The sequence below is a fragment of the Phenylobacterium sp. genome (genome assembly GCF_036723115.1).
GTDB lineage: Bacteria > Pseudomonadota > Alphaproteobacteria > Caulobacterales > Caulobacteraceae > Phenylobacterium.
The window spans coordinates 40,182-62,202 of the sequence record NZ_DAIMHV010000002.1 but is presented as its reverse complement, the minus strand read 5'-3'; the positions used below and the strand labels follow the sequence as shown (position 1 = coordinate 62,202).

24 protein-coding genes and 1 riboswitch are annotated in these 22,021 nt (G+C 70.6%); of the genes, 14 read left to right on the top strand and 10 right to left on the bottom strand.

Annotated features, from left to right (window positions below; genetic code table 11):
- On the top strand, nt 1–542 hold a 542-nt coding region (locus V7D28_RS00720; RefSeq protein ID WP_333585430.1), incomplete at its 5' end, for an NAD(P)H-dependent flavin oxidoreductase.
- A gap of 25 nt (nt 543–567) precedes the next feature.
- Here V7D28_RS00720 and V7D28_RS00715 read toward each other — a convergent pair.
- On the bottom strand, nt 568–1,050 hold the full coding sequence (locus V7D28_RS00715; RefSeq protein WP_333585429.1) for a hypothetical protein: 483 nt from the start codon (nt 1,048–1,050) through the stop codon (nt 568–570).
- Between the two features lie 119 nt (nt 1,051–1,169).
- Between V7D28_RS00715 and V7D28_RS00710 the strand changes: the two genes are divergently transcribed.
- Both V7D28_RS00710 and V7D28_RS00705 read left to right on the top strand, forming a co-directional pair.
- Nucleotides 1,170–1,649, top strand: a complete 480-nt coding sequence (locus V7D28_RS00710; RefSeq protein WP_333585428.1) for a TIGR02301 family protein — start codon at nt 1,170–1,172, stop codon at nt 1,647–1,649.
- Nucleotides 1,650–1,887: 238 nt separating this feature from the next.
- Nucleotides 1,888–2,835: a calcium/sodium antiporter gene (locus V7D28_RS00705; protein WP_333585427.1), complete on the top strand. Its 948-nt coding sequence runs from the start codon at nt 1,888–1,890 to the stop codon at nt 2,833–2,835.
- Here the strand turns inward: V7D28_RS00705 and rnhA are convergent.
- The 3 genes from rnhA to ispH all read right to left on the bottom strand — a co-directional run bounded on the left by rnhA (nt 2,799) and on the right by ispH (nt 5,281).
- Nucleotides 2,799–3,266: a ribonuclease HI gene (gene rnhA, locus V7D28_RS00700; RefSeq protein WP_333585426.1), complete on the bottom strand. Its 468-nt coding sequence runs from the start codon at nt 3,264–3,266 to the stop codon at nt 2,799–2,801. The two genes, V7D28_RS00705 and rnhA, sit on opposite strands and share 37 nt — an antisense overlap.
- Nucleotides 3,263–4,228: a homoserine kinase gene (gene thrB / locus V7D28_RS00695; protein WP_333585425.1), complete on the bottom strand. Its 966-nt coding sequence runs from the start codon at nt 4,226–4,228 to the stop codon at nt 3,263–3,265. The genes rnhA and thrB overlap by 4 nt, the downstream gene beginning before the upstream one ends.
- Nucleotides 4,229–4,321: 93 nt before the next feature.
- A complete protein-coding gene (gene ispH, locus V7D28_RS00690; protein ID WP_333585424.1) occupies nt 4,322–5,281 on the bottom strand; it encodes a 4-hydroxy-3-methylbut-2-enyl diphosphate reductase in 960 nt (319 codons plus the stop codon).
- Nucleotides 5,282–5,400: 119 nt separating this feature from the next.
- Here ispH and V7D28_RS00685 point away from each other — a divergent pair, with 119 nt between their 5' ends.
- The 11 genes from V7D28_RS00685 to V7D28_RS00635 all read left to right on the top strand — a co-directional run bounded on the left by V7D28_RS00685 (nt 5,401) and on the right by V7D28_RS00635 (nt 15,671).
- Nucleotides 5,401–6,090: a Tat pathway signal sequence domain protein gene (locus V7D28_RS00685; RefSeq protein ID WP_333585423.1), complete on the top strand. Its 690-nt coding sequence runs from the start codon at nt 5,401–5,403 to the stop codon at nt 6,088–6,090.
- On the top strand, nt 6,087–7,889 hold the full coding sequence (locus V7D28_RS00680) for an arginine--tRNA ligase (protein WP_333585422.1): 1,803 nt from the start codon (nt 6,087–6,089) through the stop codon (nt 7,887–7,889). The genes V7D28_RS00685 and V7D28_RS00680 overlap by 4 nt, the downstream gene beginning before the upstream one ends.
- Nucleotides 7,890–7,957: 68 nt before the next feature.
- Nucleotides 7,958–8,314 carry an ArsR/SmtB family transcription factor gene (locus tag V7D28_RS00675; RefSeq protein WP_333585421.1) on the top strand — a complete coding sequence of 119 codons (357 nt, stop codon included), beginning with the start codon at nt 7,958–7,960 and terminating at the stop codon, nt 8,312–8,314.
- Nucleotides 8,311–8,772, top strand: coding sequence for an ArsI/CadI family heavy metal resistance metalloenzyme (locus tag V7D28_RS00670; RefSeq protein WP_333585420.1), 462 nt, complete (start codon nt 8,311–8,313; stop codon nt 8,770–8,772). Before V7D28_RS00675 ends, V7D28_RS00670 begins: the two co-directional genes overlap by 4 nt.
- Nucleotides 8,773–8,779: 7 nt before the next feature.
- Nucleotides 8,780–9,283 carry an arsenate reductase ArsC gene (locus V7D28_RS00665; RefSeq protein WP_333585419.1) on the top strand — a complete coding sequence of 168 codons (504 nt, stop codon included), beginning with the start codon at nt 8,780–8,782 and terminating at the stop codon, nt 9,281–9,283.
- Between the two features lie 26 nt (nt 9,284–9,309).
- Entirely contained in the window at nt 9,310–10,374 is a 1,065-nt protein-coding gene (gene arsB / locus V7D28_RS00660; RefSeq protein ID WP_333585418.1) for an ACR3 family arsenite efflux transporter, read from the top strand.
- A 72-nt stretch (nt 10,375–10,446) separates the two neighbouring features.
- Nucleotides 10,447–10,540, top strand: a riboswitch (glycine riboswitch).
- Between the two features lie 168 nt (nt 10,541–10,708).
- Nucleotides 10,709–11,818: a glycine cleavage system aminomethyltransferase GcvT gene (gene gcvT / locus V7D28_RS00655; protein WP_333585417.1), complete on the top strand. Its 1,110-nt coding sequence runs from the start codon at nt 10,709–10,711 to the stop codon at nt 11,816–11,818.
- An 18-nt stretch (nt 11,819–11,836) separates the two neighbouring features.
- Nucleotides 11,837–12,202: a glycine cleavage system protein GcvH gene (gene gcvH / locus V7D28_RS00650; protein WP_333585416.1), complete on the top strand. Its 366-nt coding sequence runs from the start codon at nt 11,837–11,839 to the stop codon at nt 12,200–12,202.
- A 5-nt stretch (nt 12,203–12,207) separates the two neighbouring features.
- Nucleotides 12,208–13,554, top strand: coding sequence for an aminomethyl-transferring glycine dehydrogenase subunit GcvPA (gcvPA, locus tag V7D28_RS00645; protein WP_333585415.1), 1,347 nt, complete (start codon nt 12,208–12,210; stop codon nt 13,552–13,554).
- Nucleotides 13,551–15,134 (top strand): aminomethyl-transferring glycine dehydrogenase subunit GcvPB, encoded by a 1,584-nt coding sequence (gene gcvPB, locus V7D28_RS00640; protein ID WP_333585414.1) that lies wholly within the window; start codon nt 13,551–13,553, stop codon nt 15,132–15,134. The genes gcvPA and gcvPB overlap by 4 nt, the downstream gene beginning before the upstream one ends.
- Nucleotides 15,135–15,266: 132 nt before the next feature.
- Nucleotides 15,267–15,671 (top strand): hypothetical protein, encoded by a 405-nt coding sequence (locus V7D28_RS00635; RefSeq protein WP_442957881.1) that lies wholly within the window; start codon nt 15,267–15,269, stop codon nt 15,669–15,671.
- Nucleotides 15,672–15,753: 82 nt separating this feature from the next.
- Here the strand turns inward: V7D28_RS00635 and V7D28_RS00630 are convergent, their stop codons facing one another.
- The 6 genes from V7D28_RS00630 to smc all read right to left on the bottom strand — a co-directional run bounded on the left by V7D28_RS00630 (nt 15,754) and on the right by smc (nt 22,003).
- A complete protein-coding gene (locus V7D28_RS00630; RefSeq protein ID WP_333585413.1) occupies nt 15,754–16,248 on the bottom strand; it encodes a F0F1 ATP synthase subunit B family protein in 495 nt (164 codons plus the stop codon).
- 10 nt (nt 16,249–16,258) lie between these two features.
- Nucleotides 16,259–16,852 carry a F0F1 ATP synthase subunit B family protein gene (locus tag V7D28_RS00625; protein WP_333585412.1) on the bottom strand — a complete coding sequence of 198 codons (594 nt, stop codon included), beginning with the start codon at nt 16,850–16,852 and terminating at the stop codon, nt 16,259–16,261.
- Between the two features lie 95 nt (nt 16,853–16,947).
- Nucleotides 16,948–17,175: a F0F1 ATP synthase subunit C gene (locus V7D28_RS00620; protein WP_293321260.1), complete on the bottom strand. Its 228-nt coding sequence runs from the start codon at nt 17,173–17,175 to the stop codon at nt 16,948–16,950.
- Nucleotides 17,176–17,231: 56 nt separating this feature from the next.
- Complete coding sequence (locus V7D28_RS00615; protein ID WP_333585411.1) at nt 17,232–17,984, bottom strand: F0F1 ATP synthase subunit A; 753 nt, start codon at nt 17,982–17,984, stop codon at nt 17,232–17,234.
- A gap of 3 nt (nt 17,985–17,987) precedes the next feature.
- Nucleotides 17,988–18,491, bottom strand: coding sequence for an AtpZ/AtpI family protein (locus V7D28_RS00610; protein WP_333585410.1), 504 nt, complete (start codon nt 18,489–18,491; stop codon nt 17,988–17,990).
- A 68-nt stretch (nt 18,492–18,559) separates the two neighbouring features.
- Nucleotides 18,560–22,003 (bottom strand): chromosome segregation protein SMC, encoded by a 3,444-nt coding sequence (gene smc, locus V7D28_RS00605; protein WP_333585409.1) that lies wholly within the window; start codon nt 22,001–22,003, stop codon nt 18,560–18,562.
- Nucleotides 22,004–22,021 lie beyond the last annotated feature (18 nt).

Sequence of the window (22,021 nt, the reverse complement as noted above, 5' to 3'; positions counted from 1 at the left end):
ATACGGGCCTGGTCGGGACCCTGCCTCTGGTGGCCCAGGCGGTGGAGGCGGTGAAGATCCCGGTGGTGGCCGCCGGCGGCATTCACGACGGCCGGGGCCTGGCCGCCGCGCTCGCCCTCGGCGCCCAGGGGGTCTGGATCGGCACCCGATTCATCGCCACGCCCGAGGCCCATGCCGGCCAGATGTACCGCGAGGCGGTGGTGGAGGCCCAGGACGACGACACCGTCCGCACCCGCTGCTATTCCGGCAAGCCCATGCGGGTGAAGAAGAACCCCTATGTGGAGGACTGGGAGACCCGTCCCCAGGACATCCAACCCTTCCCCATGCAGGCGGTCCTGTCCTCGCGCACGGGGGTCATGGGCGGCATAGGCGGCCAGACCGAGGGCCTGGATCCCGACCGGTCCTGCTTTGCCATGGGGCAGTCGGCCGGCGGGGTGCGCGACATCAAGCCCGCCGCTCAGGTCGTCGCCGAGATGATGGCCGAGGCCGAGGCCGCCATCGACCGGATGGCGGCCCTGCGGAGGAGCCGCGCGCCGGCCTGACCCGGCGCCCGGGGAAGAGGCGCACCTACGGCTTGGGGGCCCCGTTCACGAGATCGGCCATGGTGCGAAGGCAGCCTTGCCAGGCGCCGATATGGGCCTTGAGGTCCGCGCGGCTCTGAGTGTCGCTGAGCAAGGTCCCGTAGCGCACATGGACCTCGCCCTCGCGTCGCACGGCGCGGCAGAGGACCTCGCGGTCGTTATAGGCGTGGAGCGCCGCCTCGGTGACCGCCCGCTCCCCCAGGCTGGCGGTGAAGCGCAGGGCGCGGCAGTCGCGGCCGCTCTCTTCGCAGCCCAGGAACTCCGCCCCGAAAATGCCCCCGGGCGTGATGACGTCGAGACGCACCGCGCCGGAGTCGCGGCTATGGAGCTCCGCCCGGGCGTCCATCTCGGCCAGGACCGAGATCAGGGTGCTGGGATCGCGGGCCGAACTGTCCTGCGCCTGGGCTGGAGCGATCGTCGCGGCCAGGAGGCTGAGGGCCGCCAGCGCGCGCAGTGTGATGTGATGCATGTGAGATCCCCCCGGTCTTTTCTGGAATCTCCGCTAGCAGATCAGTCCGCCGCGGGCGAGGGTTCGCCCGCTACGCGCGCCCAGGTGACAGGACGGGCGCGGCGCGGCTAACTCCGCCCATGAGCCCCCGCGCCCACATCTTCGTGCTGACGGTCGGCCTGCTGCTGGCCGCCGGTCCCACCCTGGCCCAGGAGCGGTCGCCCGCCCATCGGCAGAGCCTGATCGACCTGGCCTACGCCCTGGGCGAGAGCCACGCCCTGCGCCAGGCCTGCAACGGCGCCTATGATCAGTTCTGGCGGGATCGGATGCTCGGCATGACCGATGCCGAAGCGCCCGACGCCACCCTGGACCGGCGACTGAAAGAGGCCTTCAACTCAGGCTTCGCCGCCCGCCGGGCGGAGTTTCCGGCCTGCAGTCGAGACAGCCGCCTGGCCGAGGTGGCGGCCGCCCGCCGGGGCGAGGCCCTGGCCCGGCGCATGGGCTCGGTGGCCTATCGCCTGGACCCCCGGGAGGCTGAAGCGCGCCGCGCCGCGGAACTTGGCCTTGAGCCTGCGCTTTCTCCTGAACCGCCGTCCGCGCCGGCTCTCAAACGACCCTGAAACCAGCTTCAACAATGCCCGGCATGACCCCTTGAACGCCTGAAGCGCCACCACAATCTAACCGCCGCGGACCGGGCCCCTCTGACGCTTCCTCTGGAAGCGTGATGTCGGACCGCATCGAGTGAGCTCGATCAGGGTCCGGACGACACCCCTGTGCGAGCGCCCATGCGACCCTGCCAGGAGAGGCCATGCGCCCAGATCACCCCCAACCGACGTCGCAGCCCGGAGCGCGCTGCCCATGATCACCTTTCTGCTGCTGCTGGGCGGCCTCGTCCTTCTGGGCGTGGGCGGCGAAATCCTGGTGCGCGGCGCGGTCGGCGCCGCACGGGCTGTGGGGGTGTCACCCCTGCTGAGCGGCCTTGTGCTCGTGGGCTTCGGCACCTCCACGCCGGAGCTCGTCACCAGCCTCACCGCCGCCATGCGCGAGGCGCCGGGCATCGCCGTGGGCAATGTGGTGGGCTCCAACATCGCCAACATCCTGCTGATCCTGGGGGTCACGGGGGTGATCGCCCCCATCATGCTCAAGCCCTCGATCATCCGGCGCGACATGATCGCGCTCGCCGTGGCCTCGGCTGCCGGCGTCGTCGCCGTGTTGGCGGGCTTCATCGACCTGTGGTTCGGCCTGGTGCTGGTCCTGCTGCTCGTGGGCTACATCGTCCAGGCCTATCTGCGCGAGCGCCGGCAGGAGGCCGCGGAGGGGGCAGGCGAGCCGCGGCCTAAGGACTGGCGCGGCATGGGGATCAATGTGGCGCTCACCGCCGCCGGCATCGCACTCACGGTGGGCGGCGCGCGCATGCTGGTCTCCGGCGCCATCGACCTGGCCGAGGGGCTGGGGGTGTCCGACACGGTGATCGGCCTGACCGTGGTCGCCGTGGGCACATCCTTGCCAGAGCTGGTGGCCTGCGTGGTGGCCGCCCTGCGTCGCCACAGCGACGTGGCCCTGGGTAATGTGATCGGCTCCAACATCTACAACATCCTGGGCATTCTGGGCGTCACGGCCATGGTCTATCCCATCCGCGTGCCCCCGGAGATCGCCCGCCTGGACATCTGGGTGATGGCGGCGGCCACCGTGGCGCTCATCGCCTTCATGCGCACCGGCGGCGGGTTGAAGCGCCTGGAGTCGGCGGCCTTCCTCATGGCCTATGTGGCCTATGTGGGGTTCCTGGCCATGGGCGGGGCGGCCTGAGCCTCCTTCAGGCCCTGCCGGGCCAAGGCGTCGGCGCGCTCGTTCAGTTCGTGGCCCGCATGACCCTTGACCCAGCGCCAGTCCACCTGGTGGCGCAGGCGGGCCTCGTCCAGCCTGCGCCAGAGGTCGGCGTTCTTCACCGGCTCCCTTGAGGCCGTCTTCCAGCCCCGCGCCTTCCAGCCGGGCAGCCACTCGGTGATGCCCTTCATCAGGTACTGGCTGTCGGTATGCAGCTCCACCCGGCAGGGCCGGTTGAGCGCCTCCAGGGCCTGGATGGCGGCCATCATTTCCATGCGGTTGTTGGTGGTCGCCGGCTCCCCGCCGCAGAGCGTCTTCTCGCGATCGCCCCACAGCAGGACGGCGCCCCAGCCGCCGGGGCCCGGATTTCCGCTGCACGCGCCGTCCGTATAGATCACCACCTGGGGCGTCATGCCTGGTCGCCGAACAGCACGAGGTCGGGGGCGCTGCGGTGGACGGCGAGCTTGCGCTCATATTCCAGCGGGTCCTTGGGCTTGACCAGGGCGCCGGCCGGCGTCGCCCCCCAGTCGTGCAGACGCGTCAGGAAGAAGCGCATGGCCGCGCCGTGGGCCAGGACGGGCAGGGCGGCGCGCTCGGCGCTGCTCAGAGCGCGGTGGGTCTCATAGCCGGCCACCAGCGCCCGGGCGCTGGTGATGTTGAAGCTGCCGTCGGCCTCGAAGCACCAGGCGTTCAGCGCCACGGCGATGTCATAGGCCAGCGCGTCCACGCAGGCGAAATAGAAGTCGATGGTCGCGGCGAACCGCTCCCCCTGGAAGAACACATTGTCCGGGAAGTAGTCGGCGTGGACGATTCCCGTGGGCAGGCCCTGGGGCCAGGCGGCGGCCAACCGGTCCAGGTCCGCCGCGATGGTGGCCGACAGTCCAGGCTTCAGAGCTTCGGCCGCTTCGTGAAGGCCGGCGAACAGGGGCGCCCAGGCGGTCTGGCCGAGGTCGTTCGTCCGGGCCATGGGAAAGCCCTCGGCGGCCAGGTGCAGGCGGGCTAGCCCTTCGCCGGCCTCACGGCAGTGCCGGGCGCTCGGCCTGCGCACCGAAAGGCCGGGCAGGAAGCTGACGATCGCCGCCGGCTTGCCGCGAACCTCCTGGATCAGGCCGCCGTCCAGGCCCGGCATGGGGGTGGCGCAGGGATAGTCGTGATCGGCCAGCCAGCGCATGAGCCCGAGGAAGAAGGGCAGATCCTCCTTCCGCACCCGCTTCTCATAGACGGTCAGGATGAAGTGGCCGGCCTCGGTCTCCAGCAGGAAGTTGGAATTCTCAACCCCCTCGGCGATGCCCTTGAAAGCCAGGGGCGCGCCCAGGTCGTAGCGGGCGAGAAGGAGGTCCAGCTCCTCGTCGGACAGATCAGTATAGACGGCCATGGGTCCGGGGCATGAGGGAGGCCGCGGGCGCGGTCAAGCCGGGCGGCGCGCTTGTCCCGGGATTTCGCTCAGGCCCGCGGCGATCCGAGCGGGTCAGGCCGGCTCGCTCAGCCCCCGGGGCAGCTTGAAGCTCACCGTCTCGCGGGCCGATTCCACCGTCTCCACCGTCACCGCGTACCGCTCGCCCAGACGCGCCAGCAGGGCCTGGACCAGGTCTTCAGGCGCTGAGGCGCCCGCTGTCACCCCCACCTGGCGGGCGCCTTCCAGCCAGGCGAAGTCCAGCGCGCTCGCGTCATCGATGAGATGGGCCGGGCAGCCGGCCCGGCGGCCCACCTCGGCCAGACGCACGGAATTGGAGGAGTTGGCCGAGCCGATCACCAGCAGCAGGTCGGAGCCTTCGGCCACGACCTTGACGGCCTCCTGGCGGTTGGTGGTGGCGTAGCAGATGTCTTCCTTGTGGGGGGCGGCGATCTCGGGAAAGCGGGCCTTCAGCACGCCGACGATGTCGGCGGTGTCGTCCACCGACAGGGTGGTCTGGGTGGCGAAGGCGACATTGGCGGGATCGCGCGGCTGGAACCGCGCGGCGTCGTCCACGGTCTCGATGAGGGTGACGGCGCCCTCGGGCAGCTGGCCCATGGTGCCGATCACCTCGGGATGCCCCGCATGGCCGATCAGCACGATCTCCTTGCCCGCCTCGAAATGCCGCTGGGCCTCCACATGGACCTTGGAGACCAGGGGGCAGGTGGCGTCCAGATAGAGCATTCGCCGCGCCTGGGCCTCAGCCGGCACCGACTTGGGCACCCCATGGGCGGAGAAGACCACCGGCCGGTCGGCGGGGCATTCGTCCAGCTCCTCGACGAACACCGCGCCCAGCGCCCGCAGGCGGTCCACCACATGGCGGTTATGGACGATCTCGTGGCGGACATAGACCGGGGCGCCATAGCGCGCGATGGCCCGCTCGACGATCTGGATCGCCCGGTCCACCCCCGCGCAGAAGCCCCGGGGGGCGGCCAGGCGGACGGTCAGGGGAGGCTTGTCGGAGGAGGCGCTCATGGGCCTGCAAGTTAGGGGCTTCGCGCCCGCGCCGCCAGCCGCGTTGCGGCCTCATTCGAGAACCATTAGTAGAGGCCCTTCACGCGCGGTTTCAGCGCGCCGAGACATTTGGACATTCCATGCGCCGTATCCTGCTGACCGCGTTATGCGCCCTCGCCGCCGCCGCCAGCCAAGTTCCGACGGACGCCTACGCCCAGTCCCGTGGGCGCGGCCAGGACGACAGCAGCGACAGCGCCGCCGACCGGCGGGCCCGCGCCAGCGAATGGGGCGATCGCCAGGCGCCGCTGCCGCAGTTGCGCAACGCTGGTCCCTGCCCCTTCGTCAAGGTGCTCTACGACGCCGGCCGCTATATTGAGTTCCAGGGCGCCCAGGAGGCGTCCTCGGCGGTGGCCTATACCGGCGAGATTCAGGGCGTTTCGGGCGGCTGCTCCTACAAGGACGAGGAGCCCATCCGCCTGTCCATGGAGATGCTGTTCGAACTGGGCCGCGGACCCATGGCCCAGGGCGGCCAGAAAACCTATCGCTACTGGGTGGCGGTGACCAAGCGCAACGACGCGGTCATCGCCAAGGAGTATTTCGACCTGCCCGTGACCTTCCGCGCCGGCGAGGATCGCACCTATGTGCGCCAGACCCTGGAAGGCATCGTCATCCCCCGGGCCCAGCTGACCACCAGCGGCGCCAATTTCGAAGTGTTGGTGGGCTTCGACGTGACGCCGCAGATGGCCGAGTTCAACCGCGCCGGTAAACGCTTCCGCATCGACGTGGGCACGCCCGAGGCCAGCGCCGGGACGCCGACCGCCACCCCATGAGCGAGCTTAAGCGTGGGCTGGGCGAGGCGGTTTCGGCCGCCTTCGCCGCCGCGGGTCTGCCGGCCGAGCTTGGCCGGGTGACTCCGTCCGACCGGCCAGACCTGGCCGACTTCCAGTGCAACGGCGCCCTGGCCGCGGCCAAGCAGGCCAAGCGCGACCCGCGGGAGATCGCCGCGGGCGTGGTGGCCGCCCTGGCTAGCGATCCGCGCCTGGCCTCGGTGGAGATCGCGGGCCTCGGCTTCATCAATATGCGGGTGAGCGCCGGGGCGCTCTCGGCCCGCGCCAATGAGATCGCCGGCGATCCCCGCGTCGGCGCGGCCAGGGTCGATACGCCCCGCCGCGTCCTGGTGGACTATGGCGGCCCCAATGTGGCCAAGCCCATGCATGTGGGCCACCTGCGGTCCTCCATCATCGGCGAGGCCATCAAACGGCTTTACCGGTTTCGGGGCGACGAGGTGGTGGGCGACGCCCACTTCGGCGACTGGGGCTATCAGATGGGTCTGCTGATCGGGGCCGTCTGTGACGAGGACCCGTTCATCGCCAAGCTGGTGGAGCAGGTGAACGGCCGCACCTCGCCGCTCACCGAGGACGAGGAAGCCAAGGCCTTCGAGGCCCTGGACGAACGGATCAGCCTGGCCGATCTCGACCGGCTCTATCCGGCCGCCGCGGCCAAGGGCAAGGAAGACCCCGACTACCGCGACCGCGCGCGGCGCCTGACCGCCGATCTCCAGGCCCGCCGGCCGGGCTATTTCCTGCTGTGGCGGCACTTCGCCCGGGTGACCCAGGTGGCCCTGGCGCGGGACTTCCACGCCATCGGCGTGGACTTCGACCTGTGGAAGGGGGAGAGCGACGCCGATCCCCTGATCCCGGAGATGGTCGCCGATCTGGAGGCCAAGGCCCTGCTGGTGGACGACCAGGGCGCCCGGATCGTCCGGGTGAACCGCGAAGGCGACAAGCGCGAGCTGCCGCCCCTGCTGGTGGTCTCCTCGGAAGGGTCGGCCATGTACGGCACCACCGACCTCGCCACCATCCTGGACCGCAAGCGCAGCTTCGGTCCCGACCACGTGCTCTATGTGGTGGACCAGCGGCAGGCCGATCACTTCGAGATCGTCTTCCGCGCCGCCTATCTGGCCGGCTATGCGGCCGAGGGGGCGCTGGAGCACATCGGCTTCGGCACCATGAACGGCGCCGACGGCAAGCCCTTCAAGACCCGCGAGGGGGGCGTGCTCAAGCTGCACGACCTCATCGAGATGACCCGGGAAAAGGCCCGCGAGCGCCTGCGCGAAGCCGATCTGGGGGCGGGCTTCACCGAGGACGCCTTCGAGGATGTGGCCCACAAGGTGGCCGTGGCCGCCCTGAAGTTCGCCGACCTGCAGAACTTCCGGGGCACCTCCTATGTCTTCGATCTGGACCGCTTCACCAGCTTCGAGGGCAAGACCGGTCCGTATCTGCTGTATCAGGCGGTGCGGGTGAAGTCGGTGCTGCGGCGGGCCGCCGACGAGGGCGCGGCCGCGGGGCCGATCGTGGTGGCCGAGCCCGCCGAGCGCGAGCTCGCCCTTTTGCTCGACGCCTTCGACCACGCCCTGGCCGAGGCCTATGAGCGCAAGGCGCCCAACTTCATCGCAGACCATGCCTACAAGCTGGCCCAGGCCTTTTCCCGCTTCTATGCGGCCTGCCCGATCATGGCCGCCGACAGCGAAGACGTCCGCGCCTCCCGTTTGACCCTGGCGGCGGTGACCCTGCGCCAGCTGGAACTGGCCCTGGACCTTCTGGGTATCGAAGCCCCCGAACGCATGTAGGCGCCCCTGCGACCCCGAGTTCGCATCAGAGCTTGACTTCGGTTCTACATTTCCATAATCATAGAAATATGGAAATCGAGACCGCCCTCAAACGTCTGTCCGCCCTGGCCCAGCAGGGTCGGTTGGATGTCTTCCGCCGTCTGGTCCAGGCGGGCCGGGAGGGGCTGGCCGCCGGCGATCTGGCCAAGGCCGCCGGCGTCGCGCCCAACACCCTGTCGGCCCAGCTGACCATTCTCGCCAATGCCGGCCTGATCCGCTCACGCCGGGACGGTCGCTCGATCATCTACAGCGCCGACTATGAGGGCATGGGGGACCTGTTGCTCTACCTCATGCAGGACTGCTGCCAGGGCCGTCCTGAAGTCTGCGCGCCCGTCACGGCGGCGGCCCTGGCCTGCTGCGATCAGCCCCAAGGAACAGTCCAATGAAGCGTCTGCACGTTCATGTGTCGGTGGAAGATCTCGAACGCTCCCGCCAGTTCTACACCACCCTGTTCGGCGCCTCGCCCAGCGTGGTGAAGGACGACTACGCCAAGTGGCAGCTGGACGACCCGAAGGTGAACTTCGCCATCTCCGCCCGAGGCGGCGCGCCGGGAGTCGATCACCTGGGTATCCATGTGGACGAGGGCGCGGAGCTGGTCCAGCTGGCCGGACGCCTGAAGGCGGCGGGGGAGACGACCTTCGACCAGGAGGCGGCCACCTGCTGCTACGCCCGGTCGGACAAGAGCTGGGTCAGCGATCCCTCCGGCCTGCGCTGGGAGACCTTCCATACCTTCGGCGAGGCGACCACCTATGGCGAGGACGATGTTCCGGCGATGACCGAGGGCGAGGCGTGCTGCGGCGCGCCGACGCCTGCGCCGGCCGCCCCTGCGCCCGCCTGCTGCTGAGGCCGTCATGTCTCTGACCGATCCGGCGCCGCGGCGCGTCCTCTTTCTCTGTACGGGCAATTCGGCGCGATCCATTCTCGCCGAGGCCCTGCTCAATGCGCTGGGGGCCGGGCGCTGGATCGGCCATTCCGCGGGGTCCATGCCCAAGGGTCAGGTCCATCCCGAAAGCCTCAAACTGCTGGCCGCCCGGGGTCATGATGTTTCGGGCCTGCGGTCCAAGAGTTGGGACGAGTTCGCCCCGCCCGGGGCGCCGGAGCTCGATCTGATCATCACCGTCTGCGACAACGCCGCCGGAGAGGTCTGTCCCATCTGGCCCGGGCGCCCCGCGGCCGCCCACTGGGGGCTGCCCGACCCCGCCGCCGCCGAAGCCGACGCCGCCCCGGCGGCCTTCGCTAGGGCCTACGCCCAGCTGGAGGCGCGTATCGTCGCCCTGACCGCGCTGGACCTGACGCGGGACACCGCGCAGCTGAAATCCGCCCTGCAGCAGATCCACCAGGACGCCCCGCTGTGAGATCTTCGCAGGCCTCTCCCCCCAGAATGCCGGTCTTCGAGCGCTACCTGACGCTCTGGGTGGCGCTGTGCATCGTCGCCGGCGTGGCCCTGGGCCAGATCTTCGCCCCGGCCTTCCAACGGGTGGCGGCCCTGGAGGTCGCCCAGGTGAACCTGCCGGTGGCCGTGCTGATCTGGGCGATGATCATCCCCATGCTGGTGAAGATCGACTTCCGCGCTCTGGCGGGGGTGGGGCGGCACTGGCGCGGCATCGGGGTCACCCTGTTCGCCAACTGGGCGGTCAAGCCCTTCACCATGGCCCTGCTGGGCTGGGTGTTCATCGGCTGGCTGTTCCGCCCTCTGCTGCCGGAAGCGGAGATCGCCAGCTATATCGCCGGCCTCATTCTTCTGGGCGCCGCGCCGTGCACGGCCATGGTGTTCGTCTGGAGCAATCTGACCCGCGGCGATCCCCCCTTCACCCTGAGCCAGGTGGCGCTGAACGATGCGATCATGGTGGTCGCCTTCGCGCCCATCGTCGGCCTGCTGCTCGGCCTGTCGGCCATCGTCGTGCCGTGGGAGACCCTGCTGCTTTCGGTGGCCATCTACATCGTCGTGCCGGTGATCATCGCCCAGGGGCTGCGCCTCTGGCTGGCGCAAGGCGACGGGGTCGGCCTCGAGCGGTTCCTGCGCGGCGTGCAGCCGGTGTCGATCATGGCCCTGCTGGCCACGGTGGTCCTGCTCTTCGCCTTTCAGGGCGAGCAGATCCTGCGTCAGCCCGGGGTGATCGCCCTGCTGGCGGTCCCCATCGCCATCCAGACCTATTTCATTTTCGGCCTGGCCTATCTGCTCAATCGGGTGACGGGCGAGGCCCACTGCATCGCCGGGCCTTCGGCCCTGATCGGCGCGAGCAACTTCTTCGAGCTCGCCGTGGCCGCGGCCATCAGCCTGTTCGGACTCAATTCCGGCGCGGCCCTGGCCACCGTGGTGGGCGTGCTGATCGAGGTCCCGGTGATGCTGACCCTGGTGGCGGTCGTGAACCGGAGCAGGGGCTGGTACGAGCGCGGGGGTCGGGTGGCGCGCGTGTCAGGGGCGAACCCTCCGGCGCGCGACTGAGCACTTGGCCCCGCCCTGCCGCAGCGCACACTTTGCGCGTTGACTCCCGCCGGGGGATCGCGGAGTTTCCGAGCACTCCTCGCGGGAGAGACCGGGTCGGCGACGCCCCGGCGCCGAAGGCGCAACCGCCCCGGAAACGCTCAGGCAAAAGGACCGCGAAGGGCTGATGAACGCTGGAAAGAAGCTCGCCGAAAGGTAGGGCTCGCCGAAGGAGCAGTGGGTCGGATCCCCTCGCGGATCGCCCCTAAATCTCTCAGGCTCAGGGACAGCGGGGGCGCGGGTCGACGGGGCGGTCATGCGCCCGGACGCGCCGAATCATCAGCTGGAGATCGCCTTGGCCGACGCCGACCTGAAAAAGACCCCGCTCTACGAGGCCCATCTCGAGGCGGGCGCGCGCATGGTGCCCTTCGCCGGCTACCATATGCCCGTCCAGTACCGGGACGGCGTGCTCAAGGAGCATCTGTGGACCCGGGAAAACGCCGGCCTGTTTGATGTCTCCCACATGGGTCAGGCCCGCCTGCGCGGCGTCTCCCCCCTGTCGGCCTTCGAGGAGGTGACGCCCGGCGACTTCATCGGCCTCAAGCCCGGCAAGCAGCGCTACTCCGTCCTTCTGAACAAGAAGGGCGGGATCATCGATGATCTGATGGCCGGGCGTCCCGATGACGACGGCCTGTTCGTGGTGGTCAACGGCGCCTGCAAGGACAACGACTTCAAGGTCATCGACGACGAACTGGCCGGCCAGGTGCGCATCGACCGCCTGGAAGACCGCGCCCTGCTGGCCCTGCAGGGGCCCAAGGCCGCCCTGGTGCTGGCGCAACACGCTCCCGACGCCGCGCGCCTGGTCTTCATGGAGACCGCCGCCATGACCGCCTTCGGGACCGACGCCATCGTGTCGCGCTCGGGCTATACGGGCGAGGACGGCTACGAGATTTCGGTGCCCGGCGGCGAGGCGCCCCGAGTCTGGGCGACGCTGCTGGCCGATGAGCGGGTACGGCCCATCGGTCTGGGCGCCCGCGACAGCCTGCGCCTGGAGGCGGGGCTGCCCCTCTATGGGCACGACCTGGACGAGACCGTCTCTCCCATTGAGGCGGGCCTCGCCTTTGCGGTCTCGAAGAAGCGCCGGGACGCCCGCGATTTCCCCGGCGCGGCCCGCATCGCCCAGGAGCTGGCCGGCGAGGTGTCGCGCAAGGCCGTGGGCCTGACCATCACCGGCGCCCCGGCCCGCGAGGGCGCGGAGATCGCCGATGCTTCGGGCCAGGTGGTGGGGGTGGTGACCTCCGGCGGGTTTTCCCCCACCCTTGGCCATCCCATCGCGCTCGGCTTCGTGCCCCCGGCCCTGGCCCAGGTGGGAACCGAGTTGCAGGTGATCGTGAGGGGCAAGGCCCAGGCCTGCGTGGTCGCGCCTCTGCCCTTCGTCCCCCATCGCTACGTGCGCAAGATCTGAGAGAAGGAACTGCGAAGCATGCGCTTCACCAAGGATCACGAATGGGTCTCGCTGGACGGCGACGTGGCCACTGTGGGCATCACCGCCTATGCCGCCGAGCAGCTGGGCGATGTGGTGTTCGTCGAGACGCCTGACGTCGGCAAGGCCGTGAAGTCCGGCGAGGGCCTGGCGGTGGTGGAATCGGTCAAGGCCGCCTCCGACGTCTACGCCCCCCTGTCCGGCGAGGTCGTGGAGGCCAACGGCGCCCTGGGCGAGGCCCCCGAGACCGTCAACGCCGAGCCCGAGGCCGGCGGCTGGTTCGCCAAGATCAAGGTCGCCGACAAGGCCGAGTACGAGTCCCTGATGGACCGCGCCGCCTACGACGCCTTCCTGGAGACGCTCTAGACCCCATGCGCTACCTGCCGCTCACCCCCGCCGACCGCGCCCAGATGCTGGGCGTCATCGGCGCCGCCTCCATCGACGAGCTGTTCGTCGATGTTCCTGCCGCCGCGCGCCTTCCCGGCCCCGTGGACCTGCCCCTGCACGCCGGGGAACTGGAGGTCGAGCGGGAGCTGGCGGGGCTGGCGGCTCTGAACCGTTCGGCTGGGGCCGGGCCGTTCTTCTGCGGGGCCGGCGCCTATCGCCATCATGTTCCGGCCACGGTGGACCATGTGATCCAGCGGTCGGAATTCCTCACCAGCTACACCCCCTACCAGCCGGAGATCGCTCAGGGGACGCTGCAGGTCCTGTTCGAGTTCCAGACCCAGGTGGCCGCGCTCACCGGCCTGGATGTGGCCAACGCCTCCATGTACGACGGCTCCACGGCCTGCGCCGAGGCCGTGATGATGGCCCAGCGGGTGACCCGCCGGGAAAAGGCCATTCTCTCGGGCGGGCTGCATCCCCACTACGCCGCCACCACCCAGACCATCGCCCATGCCGAGGGCATGGAGATCGTCCGCCAGCCCGTGGCCATCGACGCCGAGGCCGAGGTCATCGCCGCGATCGATTCGGAGACCGCCTGCGTGGTGGTGCAGAGTCCCAACGTCTTCGGCGTGGTCACCGACGTGACGAAGATCGCCGAGGCGGCCCATGCGGCCAGGGCCCTGCTGATCGTCGTCACCACCGAGGCGGTCAGCTACGGCCTGCTGAAGTCTCCGGGCGAGATGGGCGCCGACATCGCCGTGGCCGAGGGCCAGTCCATCGGCAATGCGCTGAACTTCGGCGGTCCCTATATCGGCCTCTTCGCCTGTCGGGAGAAGCTGGTCCGCCAGATGCCGGGCCGCCTGTGCGGCGAGACCGTGGACGCCGAGGGCCGCCGCGGCTTCGTCCTGACCCTCTCCACCCGCGAGCAGCATATCCGCCGGGAAAAGGCGACCTCCAACATCTGCACCAATTCGGGGCTCTGCGCGCTCGCCTTCACCATCCACCTGACCCTGCTGGGCGAGGTGGGTTTGCGGCGGCTGGCGGAGATCAACCACGCCAAGGCGCGCCGCCTGCGCGACGCCCTGGGGGCGGTGAAGGGCGTCGAGGTGCTGACCCCGCGCTTCTTCAACGAGATCGCCGTGCGCCTGCCCATGAATGCCGCCCAGGCGGTGGACGATCTGCTGGCCGACGGCGTGGTGGCGGGGGTGCCCTTCTCGCGCCTGGACCCCAAGGCCGGCCTCGACGACGTGCTGCTGTGCGCCGCCACTGAGACCACCCTGGACGAGGATATTGACGCCTTCGCCCAGGCGCTTTCCCGGAGGACCTCCGCATGACCATGCAAAATGTCGGTCGGCCCACCCGGCCGGAGGATGTCCAGCCCCTGGAGCCCGGCTTCGCCTCCCTCACCGGCGGGCGCGCCCTGCTGCAGGACGAGGCGCTGATCTTCGAACGGGACGGCTGGAGCAAGACCGGCGTGGATCTGCCGGAGGCTTCCGCCGACGCCTCGGACCTGGGGGACCTGGTTCGCCGCGCCCCCATCGGCCTGCCGGGCCTGTCCGAGCCTGAGGCCATGCGCCACTATGTGCGCCTGTCGCAGAAGAACCACGCCATCGACCTGGCCCTCTATCCCCTGGGCTCGTGCACGATGAAGCACAATCCGCGGCTGAACGAGAAGATGGCCCGGCTGGCGGGCTTCGCCGACCTGCACCCCCTGGCGCCGGTCTCCACCACCCAGGGCGCCCTGGCGCTGATGGACCGCCTGGCCCATTGGCTGAAGACGCTCACCGGCATGCCGGCGGTGGCCCTGTCGCCCAAGGCCGGCGCCCATGGCGAGCTCTGCGGCCTCCTGGCCATCCGCGCCGCGCACGAGGCCCGGGGCGACGCCGCGCGTCGGCGCGTTCTGGTGCCCACCTCGGCCCATGGCACCAATCCGGCCACGGCGGCCTTTGTGGGCTATTCGGTGACCGAGATCGCCCAGACCGAAGACGGGCGGGTGGATCTGGCTGATCTGGCGGCCAAGCTGGGGCCGGACGTGGCCGCCATCATGGTGACCAATCCCAACACCTGCGGCCTGTTCGAGCGGGACATCATCGAGATCGCCCGTCTCACCCATGAGGCCGGGGCTTATTTCTACTGCGACGGCGCCAACTTCAACGCCATCGTCGGCCGGGTGCGCCCGGGCGACCTGGGCGTCGACGCCATGCACATCAACCTGCACAAGACCTTCTCCACCCCCCATGGGGGCGGCGGGCCGGGCGCTGGCCCGGTGGTCCTGTCGGAAGCCCTCGCCCCCTTCGCGCCCGCCCCCTGGGTGGTGCATGGGGCCGGGGGGCTGCATCTGGTGGAGGAGACGGTGGCCGAGGCCGCCCAGGCCTTTGGCCGCATGAGCGCCTTCCACGGCCAGATGGGCATGTTCGTGCGCGCCTACGCCTATATGCGCAGCCACGGCGCCGACGGTCTGCGGCAGGTGGCTGAGGATGCGGTGCTCAACGCCAACTACATCAAGGCGCGGCTCTCGGGTGTGATGACGGCGGCCTTCCCCGACGGCCCCTGCATGCACGAGGCCCTGTTCGACGACGCCTGGCTGGAAGGCACCGGGGTGACCACGCTCGACTTCGCCAAGGCGATGATCGACGAGGGCTTCCACCCGATGACCATGTACTTCCCTCTGGTGGTGCACGGGGCCATGCTCATCGAGCCCACCGAGACCGAATCCAAGCAGGAGCTGGACCGCTTCTGCGAGGCGCTCATCGCCTTGGCCGGCGCGGCCAAGGCCGGGGATTCCGAGCGGTTCAAGGCCGCTCCGCACCTGGCCCCTCTGCGCCGCCTGGACGAGACCTTGGCGGCGCGCAAGCCGCGCCTCACCTGGAAGCCCGAGGCGGGTGTGGCGCCGGCGCCGCTGGCGGCGGAATAAGCTGCGCGGGAGGCGCGATCAGCGCCTCCCGCCACCTTTAAGTCACTCAGGCGTGTTCACATATGAGGTGAGCGCGCGGGGGCCCTGCCTCCCCGAACGGGCCGGATCGCGCGCGATCCCAGGTTATTGCGCGTGTCCCTCGTCCCCAGCGCCCGGCTTGATGGCCGTCCCGCCTCGCACGATCTGTTCGGCCGTCTGGCCGGACGGGCCGCCCGGCTCGCCCTCATGGCGCTGGGCGGGCTGCTGGTGATCCTGGGCGCCCTGATCGCCCCCCTGCCGGGACCCATGGGGCTGCCGGTGGCGGTGGTCGGGATGATCCTCATCCTGCGCAATTCCTATCGGGCCAGGCGGGCCTTCATCCGCGCCCAGCGCGCCCATCCGCGCCTGCTCCATCCGATCCGGCGACTGCTGCGCCGGCGGCCGGAAGTGGCGCCGGTGGCCTGGCAGATGGTGCTGCGCCTCGAGCGGCTTCTCACGCCGCGCCGCTATCGCATGGCCGCCCGGGCTCGCCGGCCTTTCCGCCGCCGCAACGCCTGAGGCGCTGAAACAAAAACGCCGCCCTGGCGAACCGGGGCGGCGTCTTGAGGCTGGCTTTCGGGCCGTTCGTTCGGGCCGTTCGCTACTGCAGCTTGGCGGCCAGCTGGCCCAGGGCCTTGTCCACCAGGGGGTCGGAGGTCGCGCCAGCGATGCGGCCGGCCAGGACGCCGCGGGCGGCTTCGGCGGCCATTTCGGCGGCGGCGGCCTTCACCTCGGCCGCGGCCTGGGCCTCGGCGGTGGCGATCTTGCGCTCGGCCATCTGGGTGCGACGGGCGATCTGCTCCTCAAGCTTGACGGCGGACTCCTTGCGCAGGCGCTCGGCGTCCTCCTGGGCCTGGGCCAGCATGTCGCGGGCCATCTTCTCGGTCTCTTCCCGCTGGGTCTTGATCTCGGCCAGCAGGGCCTGGGCCTCGGCCCGCAGGCGCTGGGCCTCGTCCAGCTCGGCCTGGATCTTCCCGGCCCGGGCGTCGAGCGCCCGGCCCATGGCCGCAGGGACCTTCAGATAAATCAGCAGGCCGAAGAACAGCAGGACCGCGACGAGGACCCAGAATTCCGGGGCGATGAAAAACTCGGACATCGGCCTCTCCTTAGGCGGTCTGGGCCAGGGCGGCCTCGACCTCGGCGCGGGTCGCCGGCGTACCGCTCAGCTTCTCGACGATGGCTTCAGCGGTTTCGGCGGCCACGGTGCGAACATTGGCCATGGCCTGTTCGCGGCTGGCCTGGATGGCGGCCTCGGCGGCGGTCAGGCGTTCGTTAAGCTTGGCCTCTTCGGCGGCGTTGCGCGCATCGGCCTCGGCCTTGGCGGCGGCCTTGGCCTCGGCGGCGGTCTTCTGGGCGCGGGCGCGGGCCTGGGCCAGTTCGGCCGCGGCCTCGGCGGATTGGCGCTCGGCCTCGTCGCGCGCGGCGCGGGCCTCGGCGAGATCGCCCTCGATCTTGGCCGCGCGGGCCTCGATCGCTCCGCCCACCCGAGGCAGGAAGAGCTTGGAGAGAACGACATAGAGGATGACGAAGACGATGAGCAGCCAGAAGACCTGGCCCGGCCAGTAGCCGAACTCGAACTGGGGCAGGCCCGAGGCGTGCTCCTCGCCCGCCGTCATCTCGTGCAGGTCGTGGCTCGGGGTCGTGTGCGGGGTTTGCACCACCGCGCCGCCCGGATCGAGCTCAGGGGAAGTCTGGGCCATCACGGCGCTCCGTTAAGTCTGCGCTTCCGTCACGTGGGTTATGCGAAAGGCGGGCCGTGCGACAGCCCGCCCCCCAACGCACGGATGGTGTCGCCTTAGGCGGCGAACAGGATCAGCAGCGCGACCACGAAGGCGAAGATGCCCAGGGCTTCGGTCAGCGCCATGCCCAGGAAGAGCATCGGACGCTCGCCGGCCGAGGCCGACGGGTTGCGCAGGGCGCCGTTGAGGTATTGGCCGAACATGGTGCCGAGGCCGATACCGGCGCCGATCATGCCCAGCATCGCCAGGCCAGCGCCGATGTACTTAGCAGCAAGGGGATCCATCGAAGTGCTCCGTTTAAGCGATGGGGTCGGGTAACGGGGTGAGTTGTCGGTCGTGATCAGTGGCTATGCAGGTTCACGACGTCGTTCAGATAGACGCAGGCCAGCACGGCGAAGACGAACGCCTGCAGGAACGCGACCATGAACTCCAGGGCGGTGATGGCCACCGTGCCGGTCAGGGTGACCAGGGCGCCGACGACGCCCAGCGCGCCCAGCGCGCCCAGCGAGACGACGAAGCCGCCGAACACCTTCAGCACCACGTGGCCGCCCACCATGTTGCCGAACAGACGAAGGGCCAGCGTCACCGGGCGGACCAGGAAGGAGATGATCTCGATCACCACCACCAGCGGCAGCACGAAGAAGGGCACGCCGGAGGGGACGAAAAGCTTGAAGAAGCCCAGGCCGTTGCGGGCGAAGCCCACGGCGATGACCACCGCGATCACCAGGACGCCCAGGGTGGCGGTCACCGCCAGCTGAGAGGTCGAGGTGAAGAAATAGGGCACCATGCCCAGCAGGTTCATCGCCAGGATGAAGGCGAACAGGGTGAATATGAAGGGGAAGTAGCGCTTGCCTTCGTGGCCGATGATCGAGTCGGTCAGGTCGTGGATCAGCTCATAGAGCATCTCCCCCACCGACTGCAGGCGCCCGGGAACCACGGCGGCCTTGGCCGAGGCCGCGGCGAAGAACAGGGTCACGCAGGCCGCGGAAATCATCATCCACAGGGCCGAATTGGTGATCGACAGATCGAAGCCGGCAACGGTGGGAAGCTCGAGAACCTGCTGGATCTCGAACTGGTGCATCGGGTCGGCCACGCCTCAGTCCCTCTCGTTCTGGCCAGGCCCCGCGGGCCAGCCGTCATCTTCATCGTCTTCGTCGTCGAAGGGGACCGAGGAAACCGGTCCGGCCTTCGCCGCCGCCTGCGCGCTCATGCGTCCCGCCGAGCGCGCGATCAGAAACACCGCAAGGCCGGTACCCACAAGGACCCCCAGGAGCAAGCCCCAGGGAGAGGTTCCGACCCATTGATCGAAGACCCAGCCAAGGCCAAGTCCCCCCAGGACGCCCCCGATCAGCTCGGCCACAAGCTTGTAGCCGGCGCCGATCGCGCCCGTATCGAACTGCGCCTTCCGCGTCCTCGCCTCCCGCGCCGCCTTGACTGCATCCAGTCTGGCGTCGAGGCGTTTCAGCGCCTCATCGTGCGGATCGTGCGGTTGCGACATGAGCGGATGACGCCTTCCCGGGGGCGCGGGCGGCCCCGCGGCGCCCCTGGTTCGATCGCGGCGGAACCTAAAGGTGAGCAGGTGCAGCGTCAAGGCGCTCACGCCCCACTCTAATTGTTTGATTTCGCTCGCCTATCGGCCTAAAGGCCTGGATTCGTGGCCCAGGCCCTCTATTCGGCCGCCAGAGCTTCGGCCTGACGGAGGTCCACCGACACCAGCTGGGACACGCCCCGCTCGGCCATGGTGACCCCAAACAGCCGGTCCATGCGGGCCATGGTGACCGGATTGTGGGTGATGGCGATGAAGCGGGTCTGGGTGCGCCGGCGCATCTCGTCCAGCATGTTGCAGAACCGGTCCACATTGGCGTCGTCCAGGGGCGCGTCCACCTCGTCGAGCACGCAGATGGGGGCCGGATTGGCCAGGAAGACGGCGAAGATCAGGGCGGCGGCGGTCAGGGCCTGCTCGCCGCCGCTCATCAGGCTCATGGCGGCCATGCGCTTGCCCGGCGGGCAGGCATAGATCTCCAGTCCGGCTTCCAGGGGATCGTCGGATTCCACCAGCCGCAGCTCGGCCTGCCCCCCTTCGAACAGGGTTTCGAACAGGGTCTTGAAGTGGCCGTTGATGACGTCGAAGGCGGCCACCAGCCGTTCGCGGCCCTCGCCATTCAGCTCGTCGATTCCCTCGCGCAGGCGGGCGATGGCGCCGGTCAGGTCGGCGCGCTCGGTCTGGATCGTCTCCAGCCGGGCGGCGCTCTCGCGGGCCTCGTCCTCGGCGCGCAGATTGACCGCGCCGATGGATTCCCTCTGGCGTTCCAGTTGAGTCAGATGGGCCTCCATGCCCCCGGGCTCGCTGGGAATGGCCACCGCCTCGTCGGCCAGCCGCCGGGCCAGGGCCTCCGGCTCGCAGCGGGCGGTCTCGCGGATCTGGTCGGCGATCTCGATCAGCCGCTCGCGGGCGGCCTCGGCCCGGGCGTCCAGGGCCGCGCGGGCCTCCCGCGCCGCCGCGGCGGCCGATTCGGCGGCGCGCAGGGCCCGTTCGCCCTCGGTGCGGGCGGATTCTCCGGCCGCCAGGGCGTCTCGTGTCTGGCTGCGCCGGGCCTCGGCCGCCGCCAGCTGATCCAGCAGGTCCTGTCGCCGCGTCTCCAGACCCGCCGGCGCTTCCCGGGCCTGATCCAGGCTCGCCACGGCGCGGGTCCGCGCCCCCTCCAGCTCATCCAGGCGCCGGGCGGCGGCGTCGGCTCGCCGGCGCCAGTCGTCCCGGTCGCGGACGAGCCCCGCCAGGCGCCGGGCGCGGCTGTCGCGCTCGCGAATCTCCAGTTCCAGGGCCGAGCGGGCGCCCGCAGCGGCCTCGCGGGCGGGCAGGGCGGCCTCACGGGCGGCCTGAAGCTGCTCGGCCAGGCGGGTCTCGGGGGCTGCGGCGCCCAGTTCGGCCTGCACCTGGGACAGGGCGGCCTCGGCCTCCTGCGCCTCGGTCTCCAGCCGGGTGAGGGTTTCGGTCAGGGCCTGGCCCTGGGCTTCCCGGCGGGCGGCCTCCCGCGCCAGGCGCTCCGTCGTCAGGCGCGCCTGGGCCAGCCCCTGTTCGGCGGCGGGCAGGTCGCGCCGGGCGGCCTTGGCGGCGTCCTCGGCCAGCCGGACAGCGTCCTGCGCGGCCGCATGCGCGGCCTTGGCCTCGGCGGTGCGCGGCGCCAGGGCTTCGATCTCGGCCTCCACCTCGGCCAGCCGGGTCTTCTGTTCCAGGCGGACGGCGGCGGGCTTTTTGGCTTCGGCCTTGGCGGTGAAGCCGTCCCAGCGCCAGAGGTCGCCTTCCCGAGACACCAGCCGCGCGCCGGGCGCGATCTGCTGGCGCAGGCGCGGCCCGTCGGCCTGGCTCACCAGGGCCACATAGGCCAGGCGCGCGGCCAGCTCCGGCGGGGCCTGGACAAGGTCGGCCAGGGGCCTGGCGCCTTCGGGCCAACTCGCCGGCGGCGCCTCGCCCCCGGCCCAGTGAGCCGGGGCGGCGGGGTCCAGGGCGGCTTCCAGATCATCGCCCAGGGCCGCGGCCAGGGCCATCTCATAGCCGCGCTCTGGGCGCACCGCGTCCAGGGCCGGCGTGAAGCCGCCGCGCAGCTGCGGAGCCACGATCTGCGCCAGGGCGCGGGCCTCGGCGGTCAGGCGCGACAGCTGGTCCTCCAGCCGGCGGGCGGCCTCACGCCCCTGGGTTTCGGCGGCCTGGGCGGCGCCTCGGGCCTCATCGGCGGCTTCGAGGGCGGCGCGGGCCTCGGCCAGGCGTGCCTCGGCGCTCTCCAGGGCGGTCCTGGCGGGCGCCAGGGCGGGGTCCTCCAGAGGCCCCAGCCGCTCCAGCTCCTGCTGCGCCCGGTCGCGGGCCTGGGCGGCGCGGCTCGCCCGGCCCTGAGCCTCGGAAAGTCTGGCCGCGCCCGCCCGGCGCTGGGCCTCGGCGGCGGCGACGGCGGCGGCCAGGCGCTCCACCTCGGCGTCGGCGGCCTGACGCTGGGCCTCTGCGGCTTTCAGGGCGGCTTCCAGCTCCGGCAGGCGTTCGGGCGCCTGGGCCGCGCCCTCCTCCAGGGCGGCCAGCTCCTCAGCCAGGCGGGCCAGGGCCGCGGCGGCGTCCTCCACCATCTGGGTCTCGCGGGCGCGGTCGGCGTCCAGGCGCACGAGCTCGGCCTCGCCCCGGGCGACTTCGGCGGCCAGGGCCTCGGCGTCGCGCTCCAGCCGGTCCCGGTCGATGGCCAGCTTGCCTAGCACGGCGGCGGCCACGGCTTCGGCCTCGCGCAAGGGGGCCAGGGCGGCGTCGGCTTCGGCGGCGGCGCCTACGGCCCGGGCGGCGGCCCGGGCGGTCTCCTCCACGGCGGCGGCGGCCTGGCGGGCTTCGGCGCGCAGGCCCTCGGCCACCTGGCGCGCCTCGTTCCAGCGGGCATAGAGCAGGGCGCCCTGCAAGGCGCGGATCTCCGCCGACAACTTCTTGTAGCGGTCGGCCTGGCGGGCCTCACGCCGCAGACGGTTGAGGCCCGCCTCCAGCTCCTGGGTCAGGTCGTCCAGGCGCGACAGATTGGTCTCCGCCGCCCGCAGGCGCAGCTCGGCCTCGTGGCGCCGGGAATGCAGGCCCGAAACCCCGGCCGCCTCTTCCAGGATCAGGCGGCGGTTCTGCGGCTTGGCGGCGATCAGCTCGGAAATCTGCCCCTGGCGCACCAGGGCCGGCGAATTGGAGCCGGTGGAGGCGTCGGCGAACAGGAGCTGCACGTCGCGGGCGCGCACCTCCTTGCCGTTGATCCTGTAGGTGGAGCCCGCGCCGCGATCGATGCGCCGCACCACCTCCAGCACCGGATGATCGTTATAGGCCGCCGGCGCGCGCCGCTCGGCGTTGTCGATGGTCAGGGTGACGTCGGCATGGTTGCGCGAGGGCCGCTTGCCGGAGCCCGCGAAGATCACGTCGTCCATGCCGCCGGCCCGCATGGCCTTTGCGGAATTGGCGCCCATGACCCAGCGGAGCGCCTCCAGCAGGTTCGACTTGCCGCAGCCGTTCGGGCCGACGATCCCCGTGAGCCCCGGCTCGATCCGGAACTCGGTAGGATCGACAAAGGACTTGAAGCCCGAAAGCCTCAGTCGCTGGAATCGCACGGCGCCCGCCGACCTTTC

Excerpts from the sequence above, each read along its gene's own strand:
- V7D28_RS00715 (WP_333585429.1), bottom strand. The coding sequence starts at position 1,050 with ATGCATCACATCACACTGCGCGCGCTGGCGGCCCTCAGCCTCCTGGCC.
- V7D28_RS00710 (WP_333585428.1), top strand. The coding sequence starts at position 1,170 with ATGAGCCCCCGCGCCCACATCTTCGTGCTGACGGTCGGCCTGCTGCTG.
- V7D28_RS00705 (WP_333585427.1), top strand. The coding sequence starts at position 1,888 with ATGATCACCTTTCTGCTGCTGCTGGGCGGCCTCGTCCTTCTGGGCGTG.
- rnhA (WP_333585426.1), bottom strand. The coding sequence starts at position 3,266 with ATGACGCCCCAGGTGGTGATCTATACGGACGGCGCGTGCAGCGGAAAT.
- thrB (WP_333585425.1), bottom strand. The coding sequence starts at position 4,228 with ATGGCCGTCTATACTGATCTGTCCGACGAGGAGCTGGACCTCCTTCTC.
- ispH (WP_333585424.1), bottom strand. The coding sequence starts at position 5,281 with ATGAGCGCCTCCTCCGACAAGCCTCCCCTGACCGTCCGCCTGGCCGCC.
- V7D28_RS00685 (WP_333585423.1), top strand. The coding sequence starts at position 5,401 with ATGCGCCGTATCCTGCTGACCGCGTTATGCGCCCTCGCCGCCGCCGCC.
- V7D28_RS00680 (WP_333585422.1), top strand. The coding sequence starts at position 6,087 with ATGAGCGAGCTTAAGCGTGGGCTGGGCGAGGCGGTTTCGGCCGCCTTC.
- V7D28_RS00675 (WP_333585421.1), top strand. The coding sequence starts at position 7,958 with ATGGAAATCGAGACCGCCCTCAAACGTCTGTCCGCCCTGGCCCAGCAG.
- V7D28_RS00670 (WP_333585420.1), top strand. The coding sequence starts at position 8,311 with ATGAAGCGTCTGCACGTTCATGTGTCGGTGGAAGATCTCGAACGCTCC.
- V7D28_RS00665 (WP_333585419.1), top strand. The coding sequence starts at position 8,780 with ATGTCTCTGACCGATCCGGCGCCGCGGCGCGTCCTCTTTCTCTGTACG.
- arsB (WP_333585418.1), top strand. The coding sequence starts at position 9,310 with ATGCCGGTCTTCGAGCGCTACCTGACGCTCTGGGTGGCGCTGTGCATC.
- gcvH (WP_333585416.1), top strand. The coding sequence starts at position 11,837 with ATGCGCTTCACCAAGGATCACGAATGGGTCTCGCTGGACGGCGACGTG.
- gcvPA (WP_333585415.1), top strand. The coding sequence starts at position 12,208 with ATGCGCTACCTGCCGCTCACCCCCGCCGACCGCGCCCAGATGCTGGGC.
- gcvPB (WP_333585414.1), top strand. The coding sequence starts at position 13,551 with ATGACCATGCAAAATGTCGGTCGGCCCACCCGGCCGGAGGATGTCCAG.
- V7D28_RS00630 (WP_333585413.1), bottom strand. The coding sequence starts at position 16,248 with ATGTCCGAGTTTTTCATCGCCCCGGAATTCTGGGTCCTCGTCGCGGTC.
- V7D28_RS00625 (WP_333585412.1), bottom strand. The coding sequence starts at position 16,852 with ATGGCCCAGACTTCCCCTGAGCTCGATCCGGGCGGCGCGGTGGTGCAA.
- V7D28_RS00620 (WP_293321260.1), bottom strand. The coding sequence starts at position 17,175 with ATGGATCCCCTTGCTGCTAAGTACATCGGCGCTGGCCTGGCGATGCTG.